Annotated in this window: 20 protein-coding genes, 1 other RNA gene and 2 pseudogenes; 11 read left to right on the top strand and 12 right to left on the bottom strand. The window is 57.9% G+C overall.

Annotation, left to right across the window (positions count from 1 at the left end):
- Window positions 1–22 precede the first annotated feature (22 nt).
- Window positions 23–589 (bottom strand): nucleotide exchange factor GrpE, encoded by a 567-nt coding sequence (grpE, locus tag EKA13_RS04720; RefSeq protein ID WP_065758251.1) that lies wholly within the window; start codon window positions 587–589, stop codon window positions 23–25.
- 229 nt (window positions 590–818) lie between these two features.
- Here grpE and recN point away from each other — a divergent pair, with 229 nt between their 5' ends.
- Window positions 819–2,492, top strand: a complete 1,674-nt coding sequence (gene recN, locus EKA13_RS04715; protein ID WP_065758250.1) for a DNA repair protein RecN — start codon at window positions 819–821, stop codon at window positions 2,490–2,492.
- A gap of 74 nt (window positions 2,493–2,566) precedes the next feature.
- On the opposite strand, the gene fur is transcribed toward recN, so the two are convergent.
- Window positions 2,567–2,971, bottom strand: a complete 405-nt coding sequence (gene fur, locus EKA13_RS04710; protein ID WP_065758249.1) for a ferric iron uptake transcriptional regulator — start codon at window positions 2,969–2,971, stop codon at window positions 2,567–2,569.
- Between the two features lie 97 nt (window positions 2,972–3,068).
- Here fur and EKA13_RS04705 point away from each other — a divergent pair, with 97 nt between their 5' ends.
- Complete coding sequence (locus EKA13_RS04705; protein WP_065758248.1) at window positions 3,069–3,590, top strand: outer membrane protein assembly factor BamE; 522 nt, start codon at window positions 3,069–3,071, stop codon at window positions 3,588–3,590.
- A gap of 52 nt (window positions 3,591–3,642) precedes the next feature.
- Here EKA13_RS04705 and EKA13_RS04700 read toward each other — a convergent pair whose 3' ends face one another.
- From EKA13_RS04700 to EKA13_RS04690, 3 genes are read right to left on the bottom strand one after another with little or no spacing between them, the layout of a single operon-like run.
- The gene (locus EKA13_RS04700; RefSeq protein ID WP_065758247.1) at window positions 3,643–3,960 is read right to left on the bottom strand and encodes an RnfH family protein; all 318 of its coding nucleotides are present in this window, start codon (window positions 3,958–3,960) and stop codon (window positions 3,643–3,645) included.
- Window positions 3,953–4,387, bottom strand: coding sequence for a type II toxin-antitoxin system RatA family toxin (locus EKA13_RS04695; RefSeq protein ID WP_065758246.1), 435 nt, complete (start codon window positions 4,385–4,387; stop codon window positions 3,953–3,955). Before EKA13_RS04695 ends, EKA13_RS04700 begins: the two co-directional genes overlap by 8 nt.
- Window positions 4,388–4,394: 7 nt before the next feature.
- Entirely contained in the window at window positions 4,395–5,798 is a 1,404-nt protein-coding gene (locus EKA13_RS04690; protein ID WP_065758245.1) for a sodium-dependent transporter, read from the bottom strand.
- A 114-nt stretch (window positions 5,799–5,912) separates the two neighbouring features.
- Between EKA13_RS04690 and smpB the strand changes: the two genes are divergently transcribed.
- Complete coding sequence (gene smpB, locus EKA13_RS04685; protein ID WP_065758244.1) at window positions 5,913–6,395, top strand: SsrA-binding protein SmpB; 483 nt, start codon at window positions 5,913–5,915, stop codon at window positions 6,393–6,395.
- 73 nt (window positions 6,396–6,468) lie between these two features.
- Here smpB and EKA13_RS04680 read toward each other — a convergent pair whose 3' ends face one another.
- Complete coding sequence (locus EKA13_RS04680) at window positions 6,469–7,236, bottom strand: GntR family transcriptional regulator (RefSeq protein ID WP_065758243.1); 768 nt, start codon at window positions 7,234–7,236, stop codon at window positions 6,469–6,471.
- A gap of 254 nt (window positions 7,237–7,490) precedes the next feature.
- Between EKA13_RS04680 and EKA13_RS04675 the strand changes: the two genes are divergently transcribed.
- The 8 genes and pseudogenes from EKA13_RS04675 (at window position 7,491) to EKA13_RS28265 (ending at window position 16,873) form a co-directional block, all read left to right on the top strand.
- A complete protein-coding gene (locus EKA13_RS04675; protein WP_065758242.1) occupies window positions 7,491–9,179 on the top strand; it encodes a lactate permease LctP family transporter in 1,689 nt (562 codons plus the stop codon).
- Window positions 9,180–9,329: 150 nt separating this feature from the next.
- Window positions 9,330–10,154 (top strand): (Fe-S)-binding protein, encoded by an 825-nt coding sequence (locus tag EKA13_RS04670; RefSeq protein ID WP_065758241.1) that lies wholly within the window; start codon window positions 9,330–9,332, stop codon window positions 10,152–10,154.
- Entirely contained in the window at window positions 10,151–11,605 is a 1,455-nt protein-coding gene (locus EKA13_RS04665; RefSeq protein WP_065758240.1) for a LutB/LldF family L-lactate oxidation iron-sulfur protein, read from the top strand. Before EKA13_RS04670 ends, EKA13_RS04665 begins: the two co-directional genes overlap by 4 nt.
- A complete protein-coding gene (locus EKA13_RS04660) occupies window positions 11,605–12,276 on the top strand; it encodes a LutC/YkgG family protein (RefSeq protein WP_065758239.1) in 672 nt (223 codons plus the stop codon). The genes EKA13_RS04665 and EKA13_RS04660 overlap by 1 nt, the downstream gene beginning before the upstream one ends.
- Complete coding sequence (locus EKA13_RS04655; RefSeq protein ID WP_065758238.1) at window positions 12,273–15,083, top strand: FAD-binding and (Fe-S)-binding domain-containing protein; 2,811 nt, start codon at window positions 12,273–12,275, stop codon at window positions 15,081–15,083. The genes EKA13_RS04660 and EKA13_RS04655 overlap by 4 nt, the downstream gene beginning before the upstream one ends.
- 124 nt (window positions 15,084–15,207) lie before the next feature.
- Window positions 15,208–15,599, top strand: a transfer-messenger RNA (tmRNA) gene (gene ssrA, locus EKA13_RS04650).
- Between the two features lie 172 nt (window positions 15,600–15,771).
- A pseudogene (locus tag EKA13_RS28270) lies at window positions 15,772–16,601 on the top strand (integrase domain-containing protein); the annotation flags it as partial.
- Window positions 16,598–16,873, top strand: a pseudogene (locus EKA13_RS28265) (hypothetical protein). The pseudogenes EKA13_RS28270 and EKA13_RS28265, both read left to right, overlap by 4 nt.
- Window positions 16,874–16,931: 58 nt before the next feature.
- Here EKA13_RS28265 and EKA13_RS04635 read toward each other — a convergent pair.
- The 6 genes from EKA13_RS04635 to EKA13_RS04610 form a co-directional block, all read right to left on the bottom strand.
- A complete protein-coding gene (locus tag EKA13_RS04635; protein ID WP_065758237.1) occupies window positions 16,932–17,648 on the bottom strand; it encodes a M48 family metallopeptidase in 717 nt (238 codons plus the stop codon).
- Window positions 17,648–20,800 (bottom strand): type I restriction endonuclease subunit R, encoded by a 3,153-nt coding sequence (locus EKA13_RS04630; RefSeq protein ID WP_065758236.1) that lies wholly within the window; start codon window positions 20,798–20,800, stop codon window positions 17,648–17,650. The genes EKA13_RS04635 and EKA13_RS04630 overlap by 1 nt, the downstream gene beginning before the upstream one ends.
- A 19-nt stretch (window positions 20,801–20,819) precedes the next feature.
- Window positions 20,820–22,793, bottom strand: coding sequence for a GmrSD restriction endonuclease domain-containing protein (locus tag EKA13_RS04625; protein ID WP_065758235.1), 1,974 nt, complete (start codon window positions 22,791–22,793; stop codon window positions 20,820–20,822).
- Window positions 22,786–24,195 (bottom strand): DUF262 domain-containing protein, encoded by a 1,410-nt coding sequence (locus tag EKA13_RS04620; protein ID WP_065758234.1) that lies wholly within the window; start codon window positions 24,193–24,195, stop codon window positions 22,786–22,788. The genes EKA13_RS04625 and EKA13_RS04620 overlap by 8 nt, the downstream gene beginning before the upstream one ends.
- Window positions 24,192–25,151 carry a restriction endonuclease subunit S gene (locus EKA13_RS04615; protein ID WP_083199738.1) on the bottom strand — a complete coding sequence of 320 codons (960 nt, stop codon included), beginning with the start codon at window positions 25,149–25,151 and terminating at the stop codon, window positions 24,192–24,194. Before EKA13_RS04615 ends, EKA13_RS04620 begins: the two co-directional genes overlap by 4 nt.
- 77 nt (window positions 25,152–25,228) lie before the next feature.
- Window positions 25,229–25,406, bottom strand: a 178-nt coding sequence (locus tag EKA13_RS04610) for a transposase (protein WP_141685661.1), incomplete at its 5' end; no start/stop codon positions are given.

Raw genomic sequence — 25,406 nt, 5'->3', positions numbered from 1 at the left:
AATGGGGACGCCCCGGACGATTTCAAGCCTGCTCGTCAATCGACGGCGAAACCGGCGCCGGCGCCTTGCTGACCACAACCATGGCTGGGCGCAGCAGACGGCCATTGAGCTGATAGCCCTTCTGGAACACTTTCAACACGCTGTTAGGCTCTACCTCAGCGCTTTCCTGCATGGCCATGGCCTGGTGATGCTCGGCATTGAACGGCTCGCCATGCGGGTCAATGGCTTCAAGGTTGAAGCGCTTGAGGGTGTCGTGGAACATTTTCAGCGTCAGCTCAATGCCTTCACGCATTGGGCGAATGCTTTCATCATCGGCGCTGGAAAGCTCCAGACCGCGCTCCAGGCTATCGATGACCGGCAGCAGGTCGCCAGCGAACTTTTCCAGGGCGAACTTGTGGGCCTTCTCGATATCCTGCTCAGCACGACGGCGAATGTTCTGCAGATCGGCTGCAGCACGCAGAGATTGATCCTGGGCCGCCGCCAGCTGCTCTTCGAGCACCTGAACGCGAGCATTGAGGTCGTCGCCGGTCGCGCCTGCGGATTTGTCGGCGTTCAGATTCTGTTCGTCCAGCATCTGTTCGTCAGCCATAAAATCTCTCCTTTCAATTTTGTCAGCGAGCTGAACTCGCGCATCTGCCGCCTATATGGGGTCGCAAAATGCAGGTTCAAGGGCTGAAATCAGCAGAAGCACACCCGCGCTATGATCACTCTCGATCAAAAGCCACCTCACTCAAGCAAACAGAGCTAAAACCAGGCATTGTCAGCCGATTTGAAAACACTGTATAAATAACCAGACTTAACACTTGGGAGCCGCCCCAATGCTGGTGCATCTGTCTGTACACAATTACGCCATCGTCGAACACCTGGACCTCGAACTGTCCCGTGGCATGAGCGTCATCACTGGCGAAACCGGGGCCGGCAAGTCGATCATGCTTGACGCCTTGGGCCTGACACTCGGCGACCGGGCCGACAGTGGCGTGGTACGCCCAGGCGCAGACAAAGCCGACATCCTGGCCACCTTCGACCTGGCCGACATCCCCGAGGCTCGAGCCTGGCTGGCCGAGCGCGACCTGGACACCGACGGCCCCTGCATCCTGCGGCGTGTCATCACTGCCGAGGGGCGCACCCGCGGCTACATCAACGGCACACCCTGCCCGCTGAGCGACCTCAAGGCACTGGGCGAACTGCTGATCGACATTCACAGCCAACACGAACATCAGTCGCTGCTGAAATCCGACACCCATCGCCGCCTGCTTGACGAATACGCCGGCGCCACCGACCTCGCCCGCCAGGTGCAACTGGCGGCCCAGCGCTGGCGACAAACGCGCCAGGAACTGGAGCGCCTGTCCAATTCCAGCGAAGAGCAGCAGGCTCGTCACCAGTTGTTGAGCTATCAACTCGAAGAGCTGGACAACCTGGGCCTTGGAGAAGATGAGCTGGAGCAACTGGAGCAGGAACACAAGAACCTGACCAACGCAGAGGCCCTGTTCGGCATTTGCCGCCAGGTCATCGACCATTGCAGCGAAAGCGATTCGGGCAATGTACTCAGCGCGCTGACCGCCAGCCTCAACCGCCTGACCGCTGTGCACAACGCCCCCAAAGCACTGGGCGAAGCTGCCAATCTGATTGCCAGCGCGCAGATTCAGGTCGAAGAGGCCGTAGGCGAGCTCAATCGCTTCCTCGACAACTTCGATGCCGATCCAGCGCGCCTGCAACAACTGGAAGAACGTCTCGACACCATCTATACGCTGGCACGCAAGCATCGGGTTCATCCCACCGAATTGACTCAGTTGCAGTGCAAGCTGAGCAGCGAGCTTGGAACGCTCGACGCCAGTGATGAAGCCATCGAACGCTTGAGCGAAGAACTCGCCGCCTACGCCCGCCATTACCAGGAAAAAGCCAGTGAGCTCAGCACGCTGCGCAGAGCCGCCGCGGACAGCCTGGCCTGCGCCGTGGAGCAAGAAATCCAGCGCCTGGGCATGCCCGGGGGGCGCTTCAACATTGCACTGCAGGCCAGCAACAGTGACGAACTACTGCCCCACGGCCTGGAACAGGTCGAACTGTTGGTCAGTGCCAACCCCGGCCAACCGCTCAAGGCGCTGGCCAAGGTAGCCTCCGGGGGCGAGTTGTCGCGCATCAGCCTGGCGATTCAGGTCATCACCGCACAAACATCACGCATCCCGACACTGGTGTTCGATGAAGTCGACGTAGGTATTGGCGGCCCGACAGCCGAGATCGTCGGCCAACTGCTACGCCGACTGGGCGAGCGCGGCCAGGTACTTACGGTTACCCACCTGCCGCAAGTCGCCGCCCAAGGCCATCATCATTTATTCGTACACAAAGTACGCAACAGTGATGCAACCCACACCGCGGTCGCCAACCTGAGCAAACGTGAGCGCGTGGAGGAAGTGGCACGAATGCTCGGCGGCATTGACCTGACCAAAGAGTCCCTGGCCCACGCGCGCAAAATGGTCGTCACCAGCAAGGCCTGAAATATCCGCTCACCAAAAATCACGAAGGCGACCCCAGGGTCGCCTTCTATGCCGTGCCTTAATGCTGGAAACGATTAACGCTTCTTGCGCACATACAGCACCAGATTGTGATCCACGAGCTCAAAGCCATGCTCGGCAACAATTTCTCTCTGGCGCTTTTCGATCTCGCTGTCGAAGAACTCGATCACTTCACCGGACTCCACATTGACCATGTGGTCGTGGTGGCCGCCATCAGCGAGCTCGAATACCGCGTGACCACCATCAAAGTTATGACGGACCACCAGGCCTGCCGCTTCGAACTGGGTCAGCACCCGGTAAACAGTGGCCAAGCCGACGTCCTCGCCTGCCTCCATCAACGCTTTGTAGACGTCCTCGGCGCTCATATGACGCTGCTCGGTTGAGTCAAGCATCTGTAGAATTTTGACTCGAGGCAGGGTCACCTTGAGACCGACTTTGCGTAGTTCGCTATTTTCAACCATGGTCAGCTTTCTCGCCGATGCTGCTTCGCAGCTTCTCTTAATACGGGTATGATCGGGGTTTACGTTGTCCAGCCAAGATAGTGGAAGTCGCCCACCGATGCAAAACACCAAGCTCTTGCTAACCAGCCTCACGTTTGTGGGACTGCTCGCACTCGCCGGTTGTTCATTCCCCGGGGTTTACAAAATCGACATCCAGCAGGGCAATGTCGTAACGCAAGACATGATAGACCAATTGCGCCCGGGAATGACCCGCCGGCAAGTGCGGTTTATCATGGGCAACCCACTGATTCAGGACACGTTCCACCCTAATCGCTGGGACTACCTGTACAGCCTGCAACCTGGTGGCGGCCAACGCCAGCAGGAACGCATGAGCGTTTTCTTCAACGAGAACGACCAACTGGCCAACCTGTCCGGCGACTTTATGCCAGGCGTGAGCCGTGACCAGGAGATCCTGGGGAGCGACGGCAATACCACCATCAGCCCGGCACGCGGCAATGAAGCGGCTAAAGAAAAGCCCGCCAAAGCCGGCTCGCTGGAAGAGAAGCTGCAACGCGACGTGGATACCATCGAAGTTATCCCGGTGCCCGTGCAGCAGCCGCTGGACACCTCGCCGCAGTAAGGCACACATAAAAAAGCCCGGATCATTCCGGGCTTTTTTATGTCCGTTGTTTTTAGCGCTTGGCTTTTTTGAACACCCGAGCCACCTTGGCTGCACGCTGCTTGCGCACCTCTTTAGGGTCAACCAGCAGCGGCCGGTACAACTCGATACGCTCCCCTGCCTCTACCAGGCGCTCAGCCGGATTGGGCACGACACGCCCAAAGATACCCAACGGGCACTCGCTCACGTCGACCCCTGCAAGCTGCTCGGCAATGCCGGACAGGCGCACCGCCTCGCTCACCGAAGTCCCTTCCGGAACACTGCACGCCAGCAGCCACTGACGCTCGGCAGTTGCATAGACCACTTCAATTTCAAGCATCGTCTCAGCCATTGAGTTGCTTTGCCCGCTGACAGAACGCATCAACCAGGGTATTGGCGGCCTGATTGAAGAGTGGGCCCAAGGTGGCCCGCACCAGCGGACCGGCATAGTCGAACGACAGGTCAAGGCTGATCTTGCAGGCCTTTTCGTTCAATGCCTTGAACACCCAGACACCGTGCAACTGGTTGAACGGCCCTTCCTCCAGGTTCATTTCGATCGACTGCCCAGGCACCAGCACATTACGCGTCACAAAGCGCTGGCTCATGCCACCCTTGGCAACCTCCAGGCTGGCGCGCATCTGCGTATCACTGGCCTCAAGTACCGTGCTCGAAGAACACCAAGGCAGAAACTCCGGGTAACGCGCCACGTCATTGACCAGATCGTAAAGCGCCTGGGCAGGGTAAGGCAGCAGGGCCGAACGTTGAATATGGGTAGTCATCCAGGCGTCACTTCCAAAGCTGAGCGGCAAACACAATCAGAATGCCGAGGGGCGCCACATAGCGCATCAAGAAGAAGGTCAGAGCAAACAGCAGCGGGCTGCGCATGGCCAATTCCTCGCGCACCGCCTCACGCCCCATGATCCAACCCGCGAATATCACAAAGCACAAACCACCCAGCGGCAACATGATGCGCGAGGTAAAGAAGTCGATCACCCCGAAAAAGTCCAGGCCGGCCTTGGCGCCCCATTCATAGAGCCGAAAGCCACTTTCATCGCTCACAAAGAACTTTGCCTGCTGCCAGACGTTGAACGAGAACACCGTGCCCAAGCCCACCAACCAGCAACTGAATGCCAGCCACGTGGTGATCCAGCCACGCCGCACACCCGTACGCTCAACCAGGTAGGCAACCATTGGCTCAAGCAGTGAAATTGCCGAACTCCAGGCTGCCACTGCCACTAGAACAAAGAATACGACGCCCATCAACTGGCCGAAGGCCACATTGCCGAAGGCGAATGGCAACGCGACAAACATCAAACCTGGCCCTTCGCTGGGGTTCAAACCGGCGGCAAACACAATTGGAAACAACGCCAGACCGGCAAGCAACGATACAAAGGTATCAAGCAGGGCCACCGACACAATCGTACCGGCAATCGATGATTGCTTCGGCATGTATGCGCCATAAATCAGCAGAGAACCGACACCGACACTCAGCGAGAAGAACGCATGCCCCATGGCTGGAAGCAGGCCATCCATCAGGCGCGACGGATCGAAGTCGAACATGAAGTGCACGCCCTGCATGAAGTGCCCGGTGGTCAGGCTGTAGCCCAGCAGGATTACCAGCAGCAGAAACAGCAGCGGCATCATGATACGCAGACTGCGCTCCAGCCCGGCGACAACACCCCTGGCGATCACGACCGCAGACAGCGCCATGAACAGGCTGTGCCAGAGCACCAGGCGCCAGGGATCACTGATCACACCATTGAAGTAGGCGCCCACCTGGTCGGCCGTCACACCTTGAAAATCACCCCGCCCCATGTCGAGGATGTAGTCAAACGACCACCCGCCCACAACACTGTAAAACGAGAGAATCAACAATGCGGTAAGCATGCCGGCGAAGGCCCACCAGGACCAGCGCGGCGAGTGACCGGTTTCAACTGCCAGATCACGCAAGGCATTGGCCGGGCTTTGCCGGGTACGCCGCCCGATCAAGGTTTCGGCCAGCATCACCGGAATACCGATCAAGGCGATGCAGGCAAGGAAAACCAGGACAAAGGCACCCCCACCGTAAACCCCGACCATGTAGGGGAATTTCCAGATGCTCCCCAGGCCTACCGCTGCGCCTGTCGCCGCCAGCACGAATACCCAGCGACTGGCCCAGCCACCATGGACAGAAACCTTGTCCGTCGACATCGACACACTCAACTCAGAAAAAAGAGCGCGCATTGTCCGGGATTCACTCCGGCGGCTCAAGCGCACCGCAACCCCGTAGCCGACAGCGCAGCGACTGCCTATAATGCCGCCCCTATGGCTAAAAAAACGAAACACCCAACAGGGACCATCGCGCAGAATAAAAAGGCGCGACACGATTACTTCATCGAGCACAAGTTCGAGGCCGGTCTGGTCCTGGCCGGTTGGGAAGTAAAGAGTCTGCGTGCCGGCAAGGCACACCTGACGGACAGCTACGTGGTGCTCAAGGATGGCGAGGCATGGCTGATGGGTAGCCATATCACGCCACTGACCACGGCCAGCACCCACGTCATTGCCGACCCGACACGTACCCGCAAACTGCTGCTCAACCGCCGCGAGCTCGAGCGCCTGCATGCGGCTGTGCAGCAGAAGGGCTACACCTGCGTCGCCTTGTCGATCTACTGGAGCAAGCACTTGATCAAGTGCGAAATTGCGCTAGGTAAAGGCAAGAAGGAATACGACAAGCGCGATACCCAGCGCGAGCGTGATTCCGACCGCGAACTGCAGCGCGCAGTGCGCAGCAAGGGCCGGGAAGACTAAGGCCTGGGGCGGGCACGCTCTAAAGCCCGCCACACCCTGGCACCGGCATGGCCGGCCCCTGAAAAGCGGCTGGCTAGCGGCCTTTGCGGCGCTCGGCCCGGGCAACCCGCTGCACTTCCTGACGCACCTCTTCGAGGACTTCCTGCACATACAGAATGTGCCGGCTAGACACCTCACGGGCATCTTGCGCACGCCCCTCGACAATCGCCAGATACAAATCACGGTGCTGAGCAATCAGCATGTCGCGTGTCTCGCTGCGCTGCTTGTACATACCGCCAATGTTGGTCACAACGTTGCGCTTGAGCAAGTCGAACAACCCACGAATGGTATGCAGCAGAACAGCATTGTGGCTGGCCTCGGCAATCGCCAGGTGAAAACTCGCATCGGCAGCCCCCTCCTCGGCCCGGCTGACTTCATCGGCACGGGCGTAGCAATCCTGAAGCGCATCGAAGGCGGCTTTCAGTCGCTCGCGATCAACCTCGGTTGCACGAATCGCCGCATAGTAGGCACACGAGGCCTCCAGGGTGTGCCGGAACTCAAGCAGATCACGCTGCGCTTCAGGATTATTCTCAAGCAGCAGTAACAATGGATCACTGAACGTCGAGCCCAGCGACTCAGCCACGTAGTTACCGCCACCCTGGCGACTCACCAGCATGCCTCGGGCCACCAGCTTCTGGATGGCTTCACGCAACGACGGCCGTGAAACACCAAACTGCTCAGCCAGCAACCGCTCGGCCGGCAATCGCTCGCCAGCAGTCAAAGTGCCTTCAAGAATCATCCCCTCAAGCCGTTCGACGATGTCATCGGACAAACGGCGCTGGCGGACCTGATCGAAAACCATCACGTACTCTCCACTATCCCGGGCACCTCCGGAGCCGCCTATTCTGGCGTATCCACACCCGATCGACACCCATCAGTTTGCATCTTTCCAGGCCACTCAGGCGTCTTTTCCTACGCCCTGATACGAAAGTTTCGCCGAGGCAAATTGACACACCCCCGGCACGGCTTTTAACCTAGCGCCACGACATTGTAAATTGGTATTACCAATTAACCAACTGTCAGCGCACGACCAACAACAATTAGGGGCCACCCCATATGCAAACCTGGCAACAGATCTACAGTCCGCTTGGCAGTCTTGGCTTGTCCGCTATGGCGGCAGTCATCCCCATCGTGTTCTTCTTCCTGGCTCTGGCCGTATTCCGCCTCAAAGGCCACATCGCTGGCAGCATTACCCTGGCGTTGTCGATCCTGGTGGCGATCTTTGCGTTCCAGATGCCTGCCGACATGGCGTTCGCCGCCGCCGGCTATGGCTTTGCCTATGGCCTGTGGCCCATCGCCTGGATCATCGTCGCCGCCGTCTTCCTGTACAAATTGACGGTCAAGAGCGGTCAGTTCGAAGTCATCCGCAGCTCGGTGTTGTCGATTACCGACGACCAACGCCTGCAGGTGCTGCTGATTGGCTTCTGCTTCGGTGCGTTCCTTGAGGGTGCGGCCGGCTTCGGCGCGCCTGTGGCCATCACCGCAGCGTTGCTGGTAGGCCTGGGCTTCAACCCGCTCTACGCTGCCGGCCTGTGCCTGATCGCCAACACCGCGCCAGTAGCATTCGGTGCCTTGGGCATCCCGATCATCGTGGCCGGACAAGTCACCGGCATCGACGCGTTCAAGATTGGCGCCATGACCGGTCGCCAACTGCCACTGCTGTCGATGTTCGTGCCGTTCTGGCTGGTGTTCATGATGGACGGCCTGCGCGGCGTCAAAGAGACCTGGCCAGCAGCGCTGGTCGCCGGCCTGAGCTTCGCCGTCACTCAGTACTTCACCTCCAACTTCATCGGCCCGGAACTGCCGGACATCACCTCGGCCTTGGCCAGCCTGATCTCCCTGACCCTGTTCCTGAAGGTCTGGCAGCCCAAGCGCTCGTTCGCAACCGCCAACGCCAGCGTGGGCGCGGCTGCCGTTCAGAGCGCTGGTGGCTTTGGTCAGCCACGCACGACCCAGCCGTCGCCTTACAGCCTGGGTGAAATTTTCAAAGCCTGGTCGCCGTTCCTGATCCTCACCGTGCTGGTCACCATCTGGACCCTGAAACCGTTCAAGGCGATGTTCGCCGCTGGCGGCTCGATGTACAGCTGGGTGTTCAACTTTGCCATCCCGCACCTGGATCAACTGGTCATCAAGAGCGCACCGATCGTTGCCAACCCAACGGCGATCCCGGCGGTGTTCAAACTTGACCCGATCTCGGCCACCGGTACGGCGATTTTCTTCTCTGCCCTGATCTCGATGCTGGTACTGAAGATCAACGTCAAAACTGGTCTGACCACTTTGAAAGAGACCTTCTACGAGCTGCGCTGGCCTATTCTTTCGATTGGCATGGTGCTGGCCTTTGCCTTCGTCACCAACTACTCGGGCATGTCCTCGACGATGGCTCTGGTGCTGGCCGGTACAGGCGCTGCGTTCCCGTTCTTCTCGCCGTTCCTGGGTTGGCTGGGCGTGTTCCTGACCGGTTCGGACACCTCGTCCAACGCGCTGTTCAGCTCGCTGCAAGCCACCACCGCACACCAGATCGGGGTCAACGACACCCTGCTGGTTGCGGCCAACACCAGCGGCGGCGTTACCGGCAAGATGATTTCGCCACAGTCCATCGCTGTCGCCTGCGCCGCCACCGGCCTGGTCGGCAAAGAGTCGGACCTGTTCCGCTTCACGCTTAAGCACAGCCTGTTCTTTGCCACCATCGTCGGCCTGATCACCCTGATCCAGGCGTACTGGCTGACCGGCATGCTGGTGCACTGATTCACGTTACGCTTGATGCAATAAACCTGGCGCGGGCACGCTCGCGCCAGTTGTTCAACAACCCCGCCTGCAAGGTTGCCGAAAGCTTCGCTGGATAAAGTGCCGGCAGCACGCAGGATGGATAACCGGGCCCACCCGGAGACACGCCTGATGAGCGACCTGTTTTACAACGCCGTGCCCAACGCCACCCGCGTCGCACCGCCACTGCCCCAACCACGGGAATACCCACAACACAAACCCGCGAAGGTCTACCTGTTCGGTACCTGTGTGGTCGATCTGTTCTACCCGGAAGCGGGCATGGACGCGATCCGCCTGCTGGAGCGTGAGGGCATTCGTGTCGAGTACCCCCAAGGCCAGAGCTGCTGTGGTCAACCGGCTTACACCAGCGGTTACACCGAGCAGGCCCGGGAAGTGGCCAGGGCACAACTGGCGCTGTTTGCCGGCGATTATCCGGTGGTCGTCCCGTCGGGCTCGTGTGCGGGCATGATTCGCGAACACTATGCGGACCTGTTCCACGACGAACCTGCCACGCTGCAACAGGTCAAGGCGCTTGCGGCGCGTACCTATGAGCTGGCCGAATTCCTGCTGCATGTGTGCAAGGTACAACTGCAGGACAGCGGTAATCCGGTCAAAGTGGCGCTGCATACCTCATGCTCGGCACGCCGGGAAATGAACACCCATGTACACGGGCGTGCGCTGCTGGCACAACTGGGTAATGTGGAACGGGTCGAACACGACCATGAAAGCGAATGTTGTGGCTTTGGCGGCACCTTCAGCGTCCGTATGCCAGACATTAGCGGTGCAATGGTCGCAGACAAGACCCGCGCCCTGAAAGACTCCGGTGCCCACCAGGTGGTGAGCGCCGACTGCGGTTGCCTGATGAACATCAACGGCGCCCTGGAAAAACAGCGTGAAGCGCTGCGCGGTCAACACTTGGCCAGCTTCCTCTGGCAACGTACCGGGGGTGGCCAATGAGCACGCCATCGCTGATTCCGACCGTCGAGGTGCAGGACGATTTTCGCGCTCGGGCTCACAAGGCCCTGGGCGATCAACAACTGCGGAACAACTTCCGCAGTGCCATGGACTCGCTGATGACCAAGCGCGCCGTGGCCTTCAGTGATGCTCATGAACGTGAGCATCTGCGCGCATTGGGTAACGCCATTCGCGCTCGTGCATTATCCAAGCTGCCCGACTTGCTCGAGCAGCTTGAACAGAACCTGACTCGCAACGGTGTGAAGGTACACTGGGCGGAAACGGTGGACGAAGCCAATGGCATCGTCCTCTCGATCATCCGGGCTCACGAGGCCCGGCAAGTGATCAAGGGCAAATCGATGGTCAGCGAAGAAATGGAGATGAACCATGTCCTCGCTGAACAGGGCATTGAATGCCTGGAATCGGACATGGGCGAGTTCATCGTCCAGCTCGACCACGAGAAGCCTTCTCATATAATTATGCCGGCAATCCATAAGAATGCCGGCCAGGTCGCGTCCTTGTTCCACGACAAACTTGGCGTGGAGTACACCAAGGACGTTGACCAACTTATTCAGATCGGCCGCCGGGTGCTGCGTGAAAAGTTCTTCGAGGCTGATGTAGGCGTCTCCGGGGTCAACTTCGCCGTTGCCGAAACCGGCACCTTGCTGCTGGTAGAAAACGAAGGCAACGGGCGCATGTCCACCACCGTGCCGCCGGTGCATATTGCCGTGACCGGCATCGAGAAAGTGGTCGAGAACCTGCGCGATGTGGTGCCGCTGCTGTCGTTGCTGACCCGCTCCGCGCTTGGCCAGCCGATCACCACCTACGTCAACATGATCTCCGGCCCACGCAAGGCAGAAGAGCTCGACGGCCCACAGGAAGTCCACCTGGTGCTGCTCGACAACGGCCGCAGCCAGGCCTTCGCCGACAGCGAACTGCGCCAGACCCTGAACTGCATCCGCTGTGGCGCCTGCATGAACCATTGCCCGGTCTACACCCGCATTGGTGGCCACACCTACGGTGAGGTCTACCCCGGCCCTATCGGCAAGATCATCACCCCTCACATGGTCGGCCTGGCCAAGGTTCCAGACCACCCAAGCGCGTCATCGCTGTGCGGTGCCTGTGGTGAAGTCTGCCCGGTGAAAATCCCGATTCCGGCCCTGTTGCGCCGTTTGCGCGAAGAAAACGTGAAAGCGCCGGACAGCCCGCATCAAGTCATGCGTGGCCAAGGCAGCAAGTACTCACGCAAGGAACGGATGATCTGGAACTTCTGGGTTCGCCTGAATACATCGCCTGGGCTTTACCGCCTGTTCGGTTTCTTCGCCACCCGCTTGCGCCAGTGGGTGCCGAACAACGTCGGCCCCTGGACACAGAACCACAGCGCCCCGAAACCGGCTGCCCGCTCGCTGCATGAGCTGGCGCGTGAACACCTGGCCAAGCAGGACAAGCACTGATGAGCGCAAAACAGAACATCCTCGCCAAACTGCGCAAAAGCCTCAGCGGCACCACACCGCTGGCCGACAATTTCGATGAAGCGCTGGTCACCGAACCTTGGCGCTATGCTCCCGAGCAACGGATTGCCCAACTGCGCAAGTTGATGGAAGCGGTGCATACCGAAATCCACCTGACGACCGCTGCCGATTGGCCGCAGCGTGTGGCGCAACTGATGCGCGAGCGCCAGTTGCCAAGCCTGCTGATCGCCCCGGCCACGGCTCACGGCCAGCAGCTGTCGGCCTACTGGCAGCAATGCAGCGACCTGCCGCCACTCAAGGCCTACGACCGGCCCGTGGAAGAGTGGAAGGCCGAGCTGTTCAATGACACCCCGGCCAGCCTCACCGGTACCTTGGGCGCAATCGCCGCGACTGGCAGCCTGATCGTCTGGCCAACCCCGCAGGAACCACGCTTGATGAGCCTGGTGCCACCGGTGCATTTCGCCCTGCTCAAGGCCAGCGAAATCCATGACAACTTCTACGAGGTCCAACAGAAGTTTTCCTGGGCCGCCGGCATGCCGACCAACGCCCTGCTGATCTCCGGCCCCTCGAAAACAGCCGACATCGAGCAGGTACTGGCCTACGGCGCCCACGGCCCGAAAGACTTGGTGGTGTTGATCCTGGAGGACCAATGAGCCTGCCTGCCACGTTTCTGCACGACGTTCAGCGGCTGATCCCCAAGGACCGCCGCTTCGATGATCCAACCTCAACGTTAGCCTTCGGTACCGACGCCAGTTTCTATCGACTGATCCCCAAGCTGGTGATTCGTGTCGAGTCAGAAGATGAGGTGGTCGCCCTGCTCAAACTGGCTCAACGTGACCACGTGCCGGTGACCTTCCGAGCGGCGGGCACCAGCCTGTCCGGGCAAGCCATCAGCGACTCGGTGCTGATCGTCCTGGGCGACAACTGGAACGGGCGCGAAATCCGCACCCAGGGCCAGCAGATCCGTCTGCAACCTGGGGTGATTGGCGCGCAGGCAAACGCCTGGCTGGCCCCCTTCGGGCGCAAGATCGGCCCTGACCCGGCCTCGATCAACGCCTGCAAGATAGGCGGCATCGTCGCCAACAACGCCAGCGGCATGTGCTGTGGCACCGCCCAGAACACCTACCACACGCTGGCCGGCATGCGCCTGGTGTTGGCCGATGGCACGCGCCTGGACAGTGAAGACCCAGCCAGCGTCCGCGCCTTCGAGCAGAGCCACGCCGCACTGCTGGACGAACTCGCCCGGCTTGGCCGCGAGACACGCGCCAACACCGAACTGGCTGCGAAAATCCGCCACAAATACCGCCTGAAGAACACTACTGGTCTCTCGCTCAATGCCCTGATCGACTATGACCAACCGCTGGATATCCTCTCTCACCTGATGGTCGGCTCCGAGGGTACCTTGGGCTTCATCAGTGCGGTCACCTACGACACTGTCATCGACCACCCGCACAAAGCTTCGGCGCTGATCGTCTTCCCGGATGTGGAGACCTGCTGCACCGCCGTCAGCGTCCTGAAGAGCCAGCCCGTCTCAGCCGTCGAACTGCTTGACCGTCGCAGCCTGCGTTCAGTGCAAGACAAGCCGGGAATGCCGGCCTTCGTCCAGCAACTGTCGGAAAGCGCCTGCGCACTGCTGATCGAATCGCGTGCTGCCAGCCAGGCACTGCTGCATGAGCAGCTTGCACAGATCATGGCCTCGTTGGCACCGTTTCCGGTGGAAAAGCAGGTGGACTTCACCGAAGACGCCAAGGAAAACGCCAAGCTCTGGGCTATTCGTAAAGACACCTTCCCGGCCGTCGGCGCCGTGCGCAAAACCGGCACAACGGTAATCATCGAAGACGTGACCTTCCCGGTGGAACAACTGGCCATCGGCGTGAACCGCCTGATCGCCCTGTTCGACAAACACCACTACGACGAAGCGATCCTGTTTGGCCATGCACTGGAAGGCAACCTGCACTTCGTCTTCACCCAAGGCTTCAACAGCGCCGAGGAAGTCGCACGCTACCAGGCGTTCATGGACGACGTGGCACACCTGGTGGCCGTCGAGTTCGGCGGCTCGCTGAAGGCCGAACACGGCACCGGCCGCAACATGGCACCGTTCGTCGAACTGGAATGGGGCGAGGACGCCTACCAACTGATGTGGTCGCTCAAGCGCCTGCTTGACCCCAACGGCATCCTCAACCCGGATGTGGTGCTCAGCCAAGACCCACAGATCCACCTGAAGAACCTCAAGCCGTTGCCGGCGGCCGACGAAATCGTCGACAAGTGCATCGAGTGCGGGTTCTGCGAGCCGGTCTGCCCGTCCAAGGGGCTGACCCTCAGCCCACGTCAACGCATCGTCATGTGGCGTGACATCCAGGCCAAGAAGCGCGCCGGCATTGACACCCGAGAACTGGAGCGCGACTACCAGTACCAAGGCATCGATACCTGTGCCGCTACCGGCCTGTGTGCACAGCGTTGCCCGGTAGGCATCAACACGGGCGAACTGGTGAAAAAACTTCGCGGCCAGGCCGCACAGCATGTAAAAACCGCGGACTGGCTGGCTGAGCACTTCCACTCGGCGCTCAGCGGTGCACGCCTGACCCTTATGGCTGCCGATACGGCACGCAAGCTGCTCGGCGCACCGCGCCTGGCGCGTATCAGCAACACACTGAGCGAGCTCAGCAAGGGCCGTATACCGCAGTGGACGGCAGCCATGCCGCAGCCGCTCAAGGCCATGCGTTTCAGCCCGAGCAGCCACGATGCCCGCCCCCGCGTGGTGTACCTGGCCGCCTGCGTTTCGCGGGTCATGGGCCCAGCCGCGGGCGACCGTGAACAGACCTCACTGCTGGACAAAACCCGTGCGCTGCTGGAAAAGGCCGGTTACCAGGTGGTCTTCCCCGAGAATCAGGACGGCCTCTGCTGCGGCCAGCCGTTTGCCTCCAAGGGCTACGCCGAGCAGGCCGAGCACAAACGCCAGGAACTCATCAGCGCGCTACTGCATGCCAGCCGCGGCGGGCTCGACCCTATCTACTGCGACACCAGCCCCTGCACCCTGCGCCTGGTTCAGGACCTGGCCGACACACGGCTGGACCTGTACGACCCAGTGCGCTTCATACGCACCCACCTGGTCGACAAACTGGAGTTCACCCCGCAGGACGAACCGATTGCGGTCCACGTGACCTGCAGCACCCAGCACCTGGGCGAAAGCCAGGCCCTGATCGACCTGGCGCGGCGCTGCAGCAAGCAGGTGGTGATTCCGGAAGGCATTCACTGCTGTGGTTTCGCTGGCGACAAAGGCTTTACCACACCGGAGCTCAATGCCCACTCACTGCGCAGCCTGAAGGATGCGGTGCAGCATTGCAGCGAAGGGATCTCCACCAGCCGCACCTGTGAAATCGGGCTGTCCAACCATGGCGGCATCGACTACCACGGCCTGGTTTACCTGGTGGACCGAGTGACACGGGCGCGCGCTATCTGAGTGCAACCATGGATCGCCAGCCTGGCCGGCGATCCATGGTGCCAGCAGACAGTCGACGTTACCCCAGCGAAAGCGTATACTCCCCTGTGAGCGCTTAGAAAGCGTTCCAGCTAGAGCAGCAAATGGGGCCGATTAGGATTCGACGCCGGTAGCGAAACTCTAGGTGCATGCCGAGTTGGTAACAGAACTCGTAAATCCACTGTTGCAACTTTCTATAGTTGCCAATGACGAAACCTACGAGGGCTACGCTCTCGCTGCGTAAGCAGCTGAGCCCGCTCTTCTGGTAGCTTCGGCTCCAGCAATCACCAGGGGATGCCTGTAAACCCGAAGTGATTGTCATACAGAACAGGATCGCCGCGTAGTACGTTGTGGACGAAGTGGCTAAAACTTACACAACTCGCCCAATGCACCCTGCCCGTCGGGCCGCTGAGGGTTAACTTAATAGACACGGCTAAGCATGTAGTACCGACAGCGGAGTACTGGCGGACGGGGGTTCAAATCCCCCCGGCTCCACCAAATTAACATCTAAAGACGTCCATGGACGTCTTTTTTTGTGCCTGCGATCCAGTAAATACGCGGCCTCCAGCGCTTTTGCGGTCTTTGAAGAGTTTTTGAGTTCCAGCCGCTCGGGTATTCCAGACGGTATTCCAGCTCACCCGGTGCTAATCTTTGGAATACTGAATCAGCGCGCTGGTGCCGGTCAGAGGATGGCCCCGGTTACAACGATACTCGCCAGATTGATCGATAAACACTAAATGACTACGCCGGTTATCTTCGCCAACAGATCCAACAAGGCGAACTGTGCATCGCCACCGCGCAAAAACCGCCTGAGCAGCATTAACCGCACCCTCGCTGCGCTGCGAGGTGATCAGGACGTAAGAATCATCAGCCCGAGACAGGCGTTGGGGCAGCAGCGCTCCAACGTACGCACCCGAGCGCCAGATAGTCAAGACCATCAACAGGTGCAGCGAATGCTGCGGTATTGCTTGAACAGAAGTACAAGCGGGTGGCCGCGATTATCATGATGGCCCGGATGACCGGTATGCGCCTGCGCGAAGCAATTCTCGCTAACCTGCCACGCTAGCAATACGAAGCCGAGCACTTGGGGCGAATATCCAAGACGGCACCAAAGGCGGCCGCTCAGGAGCATCAGCACCGCGTTGGATCATCGCCAATGAACAAGTGAACGCAGCACTCCAGTTGGCGCTTGAGGTATCCCCTGCCGGCAGCCGAAACTTACTGGACCAAGCCGAAAGCTATGCCGGGTTCCTGCAACGGCGCGTGCTCCCTGCCAGCCAACTATTGCGCAAGCAGGGACTAAAGAATTTCCACGAACTGCGCACGGCATACGCCTGCGAACGGTATGAGCAGCTCACCGGCCACGCCGCACCAATCAACGATGGCCACTGCTATCGTATTGACCGCGACCTGGATCAACAGGCACGCCAACAAATCAGCTTGGAGCTAGGGCACAACCGGATCGAGGTAGTTTCCGCCTACATTGGAGGCAGAACATGAGTGAGTCCTTCGATATGGCACTGTTCCTGAGAGGCGTGCTGACCGGTTCGAAGGTCACACAACAACGACACCTACGCCAAGCCCGAGCCATACAAGCGGCCATTCAATAGCGATGGCAACGTGATAATCCCTGGACTTGGCAGCTCAAGCATGTACGCTGGTTTCTCACTCAGCATCTGAAAGACCATGCCAACGCCACCCGGTATTACTATCGACTCACAGCTCTATTGCTCTGGAAGCGATTAGGGAGAGGTCGAGATCTGCTGATGTGATATTCGGCGAGCCTTAGCCTAACTCCACATTCGCACTTACAATCGTACTATTGCAGCCTCACTCTTTCCAAACCTCAGCCGCCAAAGGTAACTCATTCAACTCGGCACGGGCCTCACGCCAAGTTGGAAACTGCTCCCCGAGGATCGAGATAAAGCGCTCATTGTGGGTGGGTTCAATCAGATGAACCATCTCGTGAACGATCACGTACTCAAGCAGGTCTTTCGGCTTCTTCACCAACTCGGTGTTCAGTCGAATGTTCCCTGCTTGATGGTTACAGCTACCCCATTTGGTTTTCATTCGCCGCAGGTAATAACCCGCCACCTTCACCTTCAGCTTGCGCTCCCACTTCCTGATCAGCACTGGCACCACGGCGTGCAGTTGCAGCCTCTGCCATTCGTGTATCACTTCGGCGCGCTTATGCGCATCGCTGCCGGGGCGAACGGTTAAGGTAATGCGTTTGTGGTCGAGCACCACCGATGGCTTGGCGTCCCGATGGTTAACCACCATCAGGTAGCGCCGACCCCAGACATAGTGGCTTTCTCTTTCCACAAACTGACGCGGCGCCTCACGCGCCTGCGCCTCCAGTTTGCTCTGTTGCTCGCGAATCCAGCCCAGCCTGGAAATAGCATAAGCCCGAGCGACTTCAAACCGCGTACTTGTTGGGGCGACTAACGTTACCCGCCCCTCTGGCGGGTGCACACTCAGGTGGACATTCTTGATGTCTTTCCTGGTCACTGAAATTGAAATGTCGCCCAGCTCAATAATCTCGTTCATCAATATCCCGGTTGGTTCTTGATAATCTCGAAAATCGCCGAGGTCGCAACACGGTCGCGCCCCATCAGAGGGAACAGTGCATTAAGAACCTGCGCTTCCCGTGCTGGGTCTCCTCGCCAGGATGCCGGGGCCGATCCGCGCATGGCCAGATCAAGATCCAGAGCCAGTTTCACCTTCGACCCTTCATCTTTCGGACACTGGAAAGTGGTCGTTGCAATGTTGTCGAGGTTGTTAAACAGCACAGTGGCTTCCCGGTGGCCGTTAAGTGCAGCCGGAGAGTTTCCTGGTCCTTTCTGCCCCAACTGTCTGACCAGCGCCTCGGCCTTGCGCAAAAACTCCTCGTAAGCGGCAGCATCTTCACGACTCTGTTTGATCAGATCCTCAAGCAACTGCGACATACGCTCGTAGAACTTCGGATCTGTCAATTGTTCACGAATGATGGTCTTGCGCACGTTGTTGATAATGCCTTCGGCAATCGCCCCCTTGGAGAGGTTGCCTTTGGCGTTGAGCTTTTTGGCGATGGCATCGTGAACGCCAGTCTGAACGATCAATTCAACCAGCGAAAAATTATCGACCGTGCTCATCGGATCGGCGTGGTCTGCCTGAATATAAGTATTGAGCAGATGCCGCATGTCCGCTTCGAATGGCTTGATATCCAACTCTTCGCCGGAATGTTTCTTGATCGCCTCACGCAGGTCTGCATAGAACTGCACCTCAGTTTGTAGCCTTCCCGCTTCAGCAGCCGAGTAACCAGCTTCGGTGAGGTTCTGCGCCAAATCGGCAAACGCCCGCACAAATGAAGCCACCGTCTTGTAGAAGGACACCCGCAGTGCTTCGGTCTCATCCAGCCCATTGGCGTTAGCGGCAGAGCCACAGAAGTAATGGATAAACTGCTCAACCTCCCGTGGCGGCGCCACGGGGGCGCACAAATAGCTCAATGCCTCTCGGGCAGCGTCCAATTGCTTCTTCCCTTCGACCAGCCAATTCTTCAGCTCAACGTTGTTATTGCCCCCGCTACCTGCGTCGACATCTAAATCGTCAGAGGTGTACACCGAAATGGCATCCTGCACGTCGCCGAACAGCTCTTTGAAGTCGACGATATAGCCAAAGTCCTTATCATCGCCGTCGAGTCGGTTGGTGCGGCAAATTGCCTGGAACAGGTTATGGTCCCGCAGCTCGTTATCCAGATAGATGTAGGAGCAACTGGGTGCATCGAAGCCAGTCAGCAGTTTGCTGACCACGATGAGTAGCTTCAGGTTGGCCGGTTCTTCAATGAAGCGACGTTTGGTCTCTTCTTCATAAGCAGTGGTGGTCAGGCCCGGCTTCAGCACGTACTGCGTGTAGGTATCGAACTTGTAACGCTCATCGCTTTGTGCCGGCTCGCGGGAGATCGCGTTGTGGTTCGGCTCATAGGACGTGACAATGCCGCAGTAAGGGCCGAACGAAGTGGTCTCAAACAAACGGAAGTAATGGCAGGCATCATAGATGCTCGCTGCCACAAGAATGGCGGTGCCCCGGTCGTTGTTCAGCCGTGGTTTCAGACTGAAGTCCTCTATGATGCTGGCGATGATGCGCTGCTTGCGCTCGCCGGCGCTCATTAGCGCTTCCATGGTCGCCCAGCGCTTGCGCAGGATCGACTTCTGGTAGTTGTTCAATGTTTTGGTTTTCTGCTCGAACCAGGCATCGATGGCTTTTCGCGAAGTCAAACGCTGCGGTACGTCGCGCGCTTCGTATTTAAGGTCCAGCACAACCTTGTCCGCCACGGCTTCGTGGAATTTGTAGGTGTGGATGTAGGTGCCGAACACATCGCGCGTAGTCTGTTTGTCCTTGCGCAGTAGCGGTGTACCGGTAAAGCCAATAAACAGGGCATTGGCCAGCCACTGCTTCATTTGCTTGTTCATGTCACCGCCTTGGGTGCGATGGCATTCATCCACGAATACATAGAAGCGCCCATGCATGGGCGGTGGCGGCACGCTCAGATCTGGCTCAAACTTGTGCAACAGCGCACAGAGCAAGCGCGGCGAGGTAGCGGAAAGCTTCTGCACAAGATCGGCACGGGAGGTAATACGTGGCGAGGGCGAGTCGTTGCCGATTACCCCGGCATTACGCATCACCCCGGATATTTGCTTGTCCAGCTCATCGCGATCCGTGATGACCAGAATGCGCGCCTCTGGATCGTGCTCCAGCAACCACTTGGCGATCAGCACCATCAGAATACTCTTGCCACTGCCCTGGGTGTGCCAGATGACCCCACCCTCTTGACGCCGAACTCGCTCCTGCGCGGCCTTCACTGCGGCGTATTGATGCGGGCGCGGCACCTTCTTGATGCCCGCATCGAAGATGATGAAGTTGCGGATCAGGTCAAGCAGACGCGACTTCTCGCACATCTGCGCCAAGGGGCCATCCAGCAGATAACCGGACTGCGCCGCGTCTGCGCCAGGTATCACGTCATAGCGGGCAGGCATCTCGCGCTGAGTATTCAGTTCTTCTGACTCTGGTTTTGCCGACGAAGCCTTCCACTCGACAAAAAACTCGGCGCGAGTAGTCGCCGTGCCGTAGCGCAGGCCCTGGGAGTCACTGCCAGCAAAGACCAACTGCACTGTACTGAAGAAACCCTTGTTGAAGATTTCCTCCTGGTTGGTGATCAGCTGGTTAATACCATCGGCAACTTCAACCGAACTGCGCTTGAGCTCAATCACGCCGATGGCGATACCGTTCAGGTAAATCACCAGATCAGGGCGGCGCTCATGACCACCGCGCAAGGTCACTTCCTCGGCAATGGCGAAGTCATTGCCCTCAGGGTGCTCCCAATCAACCAGGTGCACCGTTTCGTGGGCCTGCCCAACAGCGACCTGTACCGGCACGCCGTAACGCAGCAACTGGTAGGTCCGCAAGTTGGCCTGATACAGGGTGATGCCCGTGGCATCCGCTGCGGCCATCAGCTTTTGCACCACCGCCGATATCTGCGCATCGGAGTAGCCGCGCTGCTTCAGGTTTGCCCGCAGCAGCTCGACTTCAATGTTGCGGTTCTGCCCACGCTTGCTCCACTCGCCCAGGTAGTCGTAGTCGAGACAATCAGGTCGCGACTTGTCCGTAAACAAAGCCAGAACACGATTCTGGGTGCGACGTTCGGAGCGAGGTTGTTGAGTCATCAGGTGCATCCTGCAGGGTTTACTCGGTTTCGTGTTGGCTGGCGAGGCTGTTGAGCAACACGTTATTCATTTGCTTGGAATGCTCGCGTATTGCGATGGCATCCCAAGGCTTGGTCTCCATCATCAAGTACTGCTTAACGCTATCGATGGAGTTTTTCAGATAAAACTCGCTCTTCGCCGAAGGCATGAAATTGCTCAGGCGAGAGTTCTTGCTGTGGCTGATCAGGCATAGATTGCCGAACGAGTTGAGCGTGTCAGTGTCGAGCTGAACTTGTCCGTCCAATGGATGCTGCGGGTAATAATGCTCCACCGAACTACGGAAGGTGAATTCGTAGGATTTAACCCGCTCGCTTGCTCCGTGCTCAAGCCAAAGCAGATAGTCCAGGAAGTTGAACACCAGGTTGTTTTCGATATTCCCGAACCTCAACCGCGACTCAAACGTTTCTGCTGCAATGCTTTCGCGGCGTGTCTGACAGACACCCTGGTTCGTATAGATCATCGCAAAGTATTCCAAACCTGCCTCTGGGGCTAGAAAGCGGTCAAAGACAAACGCCTTTGCAACCGATTCCATGTGCTGCAGATAGGCCTGAGCCTCAACCTGCTCAGCCTGAAACAGGTGATGCAACGCCGCATTCAGCCAGTGCTTATACACCAGCGTCGGCGTGGAAACATGAAACGCCGACAGTAGCATCAGGATGCGGCGGTTGATGCCTTCGCTGCCTTCTTCTTCGCCGAAGGTATTCACATAACTACCGCGACCCGCTCCGCCAGCCTTGCCGCCGTCATTCCATTTAAAGCGTTTAAGGCTCCAGCCATCCGCGCCTCTGATGAACTCGCGTTTGATCACATGCTGGTCAAACAGATACTTACAGCGCAGCAAACTAAAGGTAAAACGCTTCACAGCTGCAACAGGGTCTGGCTGCTTGAGCACATGGGTTTCAAAGGTATCGAGCAGGCGTTTGTCATCCAGAGGGATGTCCGCTTGAGTATCGACACGCAGTACGTGCAACAGGAAGTTCGGAAAGTTGATTACCGTGTTGAAGCGCTCTGGCACATCATCACTTGTCTCTTTCGGCTCCTCTCCAACCGGTGCCTTGGCAATGATTTGATCAAGGGTTAACGCAACGCCTTCCCTGGTGGTCGCTTTTTGCGTACGGTGCAGCGCAACCCGAAGTGCATCAAAGTCTGCAAGCTCAAAAGTCCCCCAATCCTTTTCACCAAAGAGGCTGCTGCGCTGATCGGGCGTGAAGCCCATTTGCACATAGCGCTCCATGTTGGCGCAGGCTTCCCAAACGGCATGCAGACAGTTCTGGCTCTGCTCGCAGCCTTGCAACTGCTCCATCATCCGCGCCTTGAGTACCTCGTGCTTCTCCAGTTGCTCACCGCGATTATTCATGATCTCGAAGTAATGATTCAGGTCCGTATCCGTCGGCACGTTCACCCGCATGATTTGCACGTAGCCAAACAAGTAATCGGCGAATTGCTGTTCCGAAACCTTGTTCTCTTTCAGCTTTTGCGGCAGGACTTTCTGGATGAGCCGGTAACCATTGAGGATGCCGGTATTGATCTGTTTTTCAGCCAACACCTCGGCAGGGTCGTCATTGAACTTCCCCTCGAAGATGGCCGCAAAGGTCGCGCGCGAATGCTCACGGCTATCGAAGTGGATACTCAGGTTCGAATACCAGGCGAGATCGACCAACTGGGTGTTTTTCAGATACGACGTAAGCAACGACAGGGTCGTCAGCCGTTGTTGGCCGTCAATGGTTTCAAACACTGGCGTTTTGGTATCTGGGCGCTCATACACCACCAAGGTGCCAATGTAGTAATTGCGCGCTTTATTGCCATTCTCCGGCAGGTAGTCGATCACGTCCTGAATCAGCTGCGTGATTTCGCCCTCCTCCCAGGCGTAATTACGCTGATACATCGGGATGACGTACTCATCCCGACCGCTGAGTAGCGCCTTGATGGAGAGCTGACTGATTTCACTACTCATAATATTTCATCGCCTTGAACAGAGCTTCGATCTCATCGGTTCTGGTTGACTTCTGGCCGCTCAATACCGGCAGGCTGCAATTTATAAAGTCAGCAGGACGTGTGGCTTCCTTGATCAACCGGAACAGGTTGTTCTCCAGTACGTGGTTATCCATGCTGGCCAGCTGCACCACCTGCATCTTCAGGCGCAGGCTGTAGGCCCAGATGAAAATCTTCTCGATGGCGCGGGAGATATCCGCGTGGCCAAACTTGTCGATGTAGTAAATCAACAGGCAATCGAACATCGCCCGCACATAACAATCGCCCGTGCGGGTTCTTGCCGGGTAGCTATTGAGGGTATCCATGATGGTTTTCGCATAGCCATCGAGCCCTTCTGCCCCCACTAGTTCATGCCCGTTCCAGGATTCGGCGCTGATCCGCGCCACTTTGCTCTGATAGTGGCTGATCAGCTCAAAAAAGCGCCGGCCATTGATGATGATCTGATCCAGATGGAAGGGAAAAACAAGCTCGCGAGAGTCGATCTTGCGCTCGTACTGTCCGTTGTAGTTATCGACAAAATGGTGGGCGATGCGCAGCTGCTCCACATAGGGGTAGCTCGCCACCGTGTCGATGTTCACGCCCTTGAACAAGTCGCTGTCATCCTTGCTGAAGTAACGCGCAGAAACCCCTTTCGACCAGTTGCGGATGCGATACAAGTATTGGGAGAACAGCGTGGCCAACTCCTTGGTATCACTGCTTTCCCAGCGAGCCACCGTGGACGCCTTCAACTGCTCGTCACGCGGGCTGAACTCACGCAGATGGTAAGCTTTGAGCAAGTCATGAGGTTCCAGGTCCCGGCCCCGTGCATTCTGCGAATCGAAGAACTGAAAGGCTTCCGATACATCGTTAAGCGCCACGGCGACGACCTGGCACTTGTTCAGGAAGAAATCGATATGCGCCTCGGTAAAGTCCGCACGGGAAACGATGCGGGCCACCTCAAGGTAATTGCTGTGGATGTTCTTCTGCGAGATCTCGCTGCTAAAACTGGGTTTCACCATCGCTTGCTCAAGCTTGAGCAAGCGCTCCTGCAGGTCTTTGCGTTCGAGCTTTTTTTCTGTGTTCCGCTGGATCAGCGCACGGGCCGCCAGCAGCAGGCTGATAGTGCGCTGCTGGCCATCGACGATGTTTTTTGTCTCACCGTCCTGGTGAAACACGATGGTGCCCAAGCGGTAGGCCGACTTGTCCTTATGGATGGCGATATCTGAGAACAGTTGGTTGATGTTCTTACCGGTCCACTTGTATGGGCGCTGGTATTGGGGAATATCCAGCGCAGAATCCGTGAGCAGTTCGTAAACGCTGATGATCTTGCTGGATAGCTCAGTAGCCTGCTGCGCTTGAGTCGCTTCCATGCTCAGGTTGGTCATAGCAATCGGGTCCTGCCCGTGAGCAGTTCCTGCATCATGCCTTGCTTGAGAGCGCGGGTTTTGGTCAGGCGTTGTTCCAAAGCTGCCAGTTCTGCGTCCATGTCGGACAGTACGGTGGCGATGGCAGTTTGTTCGGTGACGTGTGGCGTTTTAATTTCAATGTTCTCAATAGTCTTGGCGTTGAGACTTGGCACGCCAGAAGCTTCGTTGTAACTACGCCAGCGAATCATTACGAACTTATAGAACACAAACTTGGCGTCAGCTTCGCTTGAGATTTCGGTGTAGAACAACGTGTCCACGGTCCAGAATGGCGAATCTACATACTGCGGGGAGTCAATCGTTCCTTTTCTGCCAATCAGGACGGAAGGCTTATCGTAGATAAAGGAATTTGTTCTTCCGATTTCCCCACCTGAGGCGAGTATAGGAAACTTCCCATCTGGAGCGGTAACGCCGTGCTGACTCTTGCCATGTCTTACTGTCAAAATATCTCCTAACCGCTTCATCTCCCACCCGCCGTCGAAGCCGGGAAGGCGGGTTTGGCCGGTGAGAAGTTGTTGCATGGAGGCCTGTTTGAGGTTGCGTTTCTTGGCAATAAGCCGCTCCAGCGCACCCAAAAGTGCATCCATATCGCTTAGAGCCGTCGCGATGGCGCGTTGTTCGTCGCGGTTTGGTGGAACAGCGATCTGCATCAAGTTCACGATTGTGATGTAGATGTGCTTGATCGTCGAGCCACCAGCGTCCTCAATCATCCGCTTTTGGTAACGAGGACTTTCCAGAAGAAGCTTCAAAAAAATTGGTTCAACTTTTTCATTAGGCCGAATCACTGCCACAGATTGGTTGATGCAAACCTGCTCGTCACCAACCAAAGCCAAGCGGCCAAGTGAACCGTCCTTGGTCAGCAGGATGTCATTTTTCTTGGGTTTGCTTTTTGGTGACAGAAGTGTGCGATAAGCCACTTCTGTTGTCTTCCTTGCGGTTTCGAGTTGAATGCGCCCATCGTTGATGTCCGCCGCAGTAATCAGGCTCTTCGCATTTAAGGGTGTAGCTGATTTCTAAACCCTCCTGACTTCAGCAAGCACCTGGCTATGTAATTGGTTAAATTTCTAAAGCCCAAGGCGGTACCTCGTAAGTGCTCAAGTCGCCCGTTGATAGCTTCTGTTGGACCGTTGCTGGTTCCTGGCCGGTCGAAGTAGGCAAGGATGCTCTCAGCG

This window comes from Pseudomonas defluvii (assembly GCF_001695625.1).
Classification (GTDB): Bacteria; Pseudomonadota; Gammaproteobacteria; order Pseudomonadales; family Pseudomonadaceae; genus Aquipseudomonas; species Aquipseudomonas defluvii.
The sequence above is the reverse complement of the archived record's forward strand: the minus strand, read 5'-3'. Positions and strand labels throughout refer to the sequence as shown.

What these genes read in the sequence shown, in the direction of transcription:
- grpE (WP_065758251.1), bottom strand. Translation starts at nt 589, where the DNA reads ATGGCTGACGAACAGATGCTGGACGAACAGAATCTGAACGCCGACAAA.
- recN (WP_065758250.1), top strand. Translation starts at nt 819, where the DNA reads ATGCTGGTGCATCTGTCTGTACACAATTACGCCATCGTCGAACACCTG.
- fur (WP_065758249.1), bottom strand. Translation starts at nt 2,971, where the DNA reads ATGGTTGAAAATAGCGAACTACGCAAAGTCGGTCTCAAGGTGACCCTG.
- EKA13_RS04705 (WP_065758248.1), top strand. Translation starts at nt 3,069, where the DNA reads ATGCAAAACACCAAGCTCTTGCTAACCAGCCTCACGTTTGTGGGACTG.
- EKA13_RS04700 (WP_065758247.1), bottom strand. Translation starts at nt 3,960, where the DNA reads ATGGCTGAGACGATGCTTGAAATTGAAGTGGTCTATGCAACTGCCGAG.
- EKA13_RS04695 (WP_065758246.1), bottom strand. Translation starts at nt 4,387, where the DNA reads ATGACTACCCATATTCAACGTTCGGCCCTGCTGCCTTACCCTGCCCAG.
- EKA13_RS04690 (WP_065758245.1), bottom strand. Translation starts at nt 5,798, where the DNA reads ATGTCGACGGACAAGGTTTCTGTCCATGGTGGCTGGGCCAGTCGCTGG.
- smpB (WP_065758244.1), top strand. Translation starts at nt 5,913, where the DNA reads ATGGCTAAAAAAACGAAACACCCAACAGGGACCATCGCGCAGAATAAA.
- EKA13_RS04680 (WP_065758243.1), bottom strand. Translation starts at nt 7,236, where the DNA reads ATGGTTTTCGATCAGGTCCGCCAGCGCCGTTTGTCCGATGACATCGTC.
- EKA13_RS04675 (WP_065758242.1), top strand. Translation starts at nt 7,491, where the DNA reads ATGCAAACCTGGCAACAGATCTACAGTCCGCTTGGCAGTCTTGGCTTG.
- EKA13_RS04670 (WP_065758241.1), top strand. Translation starts at nt 9,330, where the DNA reads ATGAGCGACCTGTTTTACAACGCCGTGCCCAACGCCACCCGCGTCGCA.
- EKA13_RS04665 (WP_065758240.1), top strand. Translation starts at nt 10,151, where the DNA reads ATGAGCACGCCATCGCTGATTCCGACCGTCGAGGTGCAGGACGATTTT.
- EKA13_RS04660 (WP_065758239.1), top strand. Translation starts at nt 11,605, where the DNA reads ATGAGCGCAAAACAGAACATCCTCGCCAAACTGCGCAAAAGCCTCAGC.
- EKA13_RS04655 (WP_065758238.1), top strand. Translation starts at nt 12,273, where the DNA reads ATGAGCCTGCCTGCCACGTTTCTGCACGACGTTCAGCGGCTGATCCCC.
- EKA13_RS04635 (WP_065758237.1), bottom strand. Translation starts at nt 17,648, where the DNA reads ATGAACGAGATTATTGAGCTGGGCGACATTTCAATTTCAGTGACCAGG.
- EKA13_RS04630 (WP_065758236.1), bottom strand. Translation starts at nt 20,800, where the DNA reads ATGACTCAACAACCTCGCTCCGAACGTCGCACCCAGAATCGTGTTCTG.
- EKA13_RS04625 (WP_065758235.1), bottom strand. Translation starts at nt 22,793, where the DNA reads ATGAGTAGTGAAATCAGTCAGCTCTCCATCAAGGCGCTACTCAGCGGT.
- EKA13_RS04620 (WP_065758234.1), bottom strand. Translation starts at nt 24,195, where the DNA reads ATGACCAACCTGAGCATGGAAGCGACTCAAGCGCAGCAGGCTACTGAG.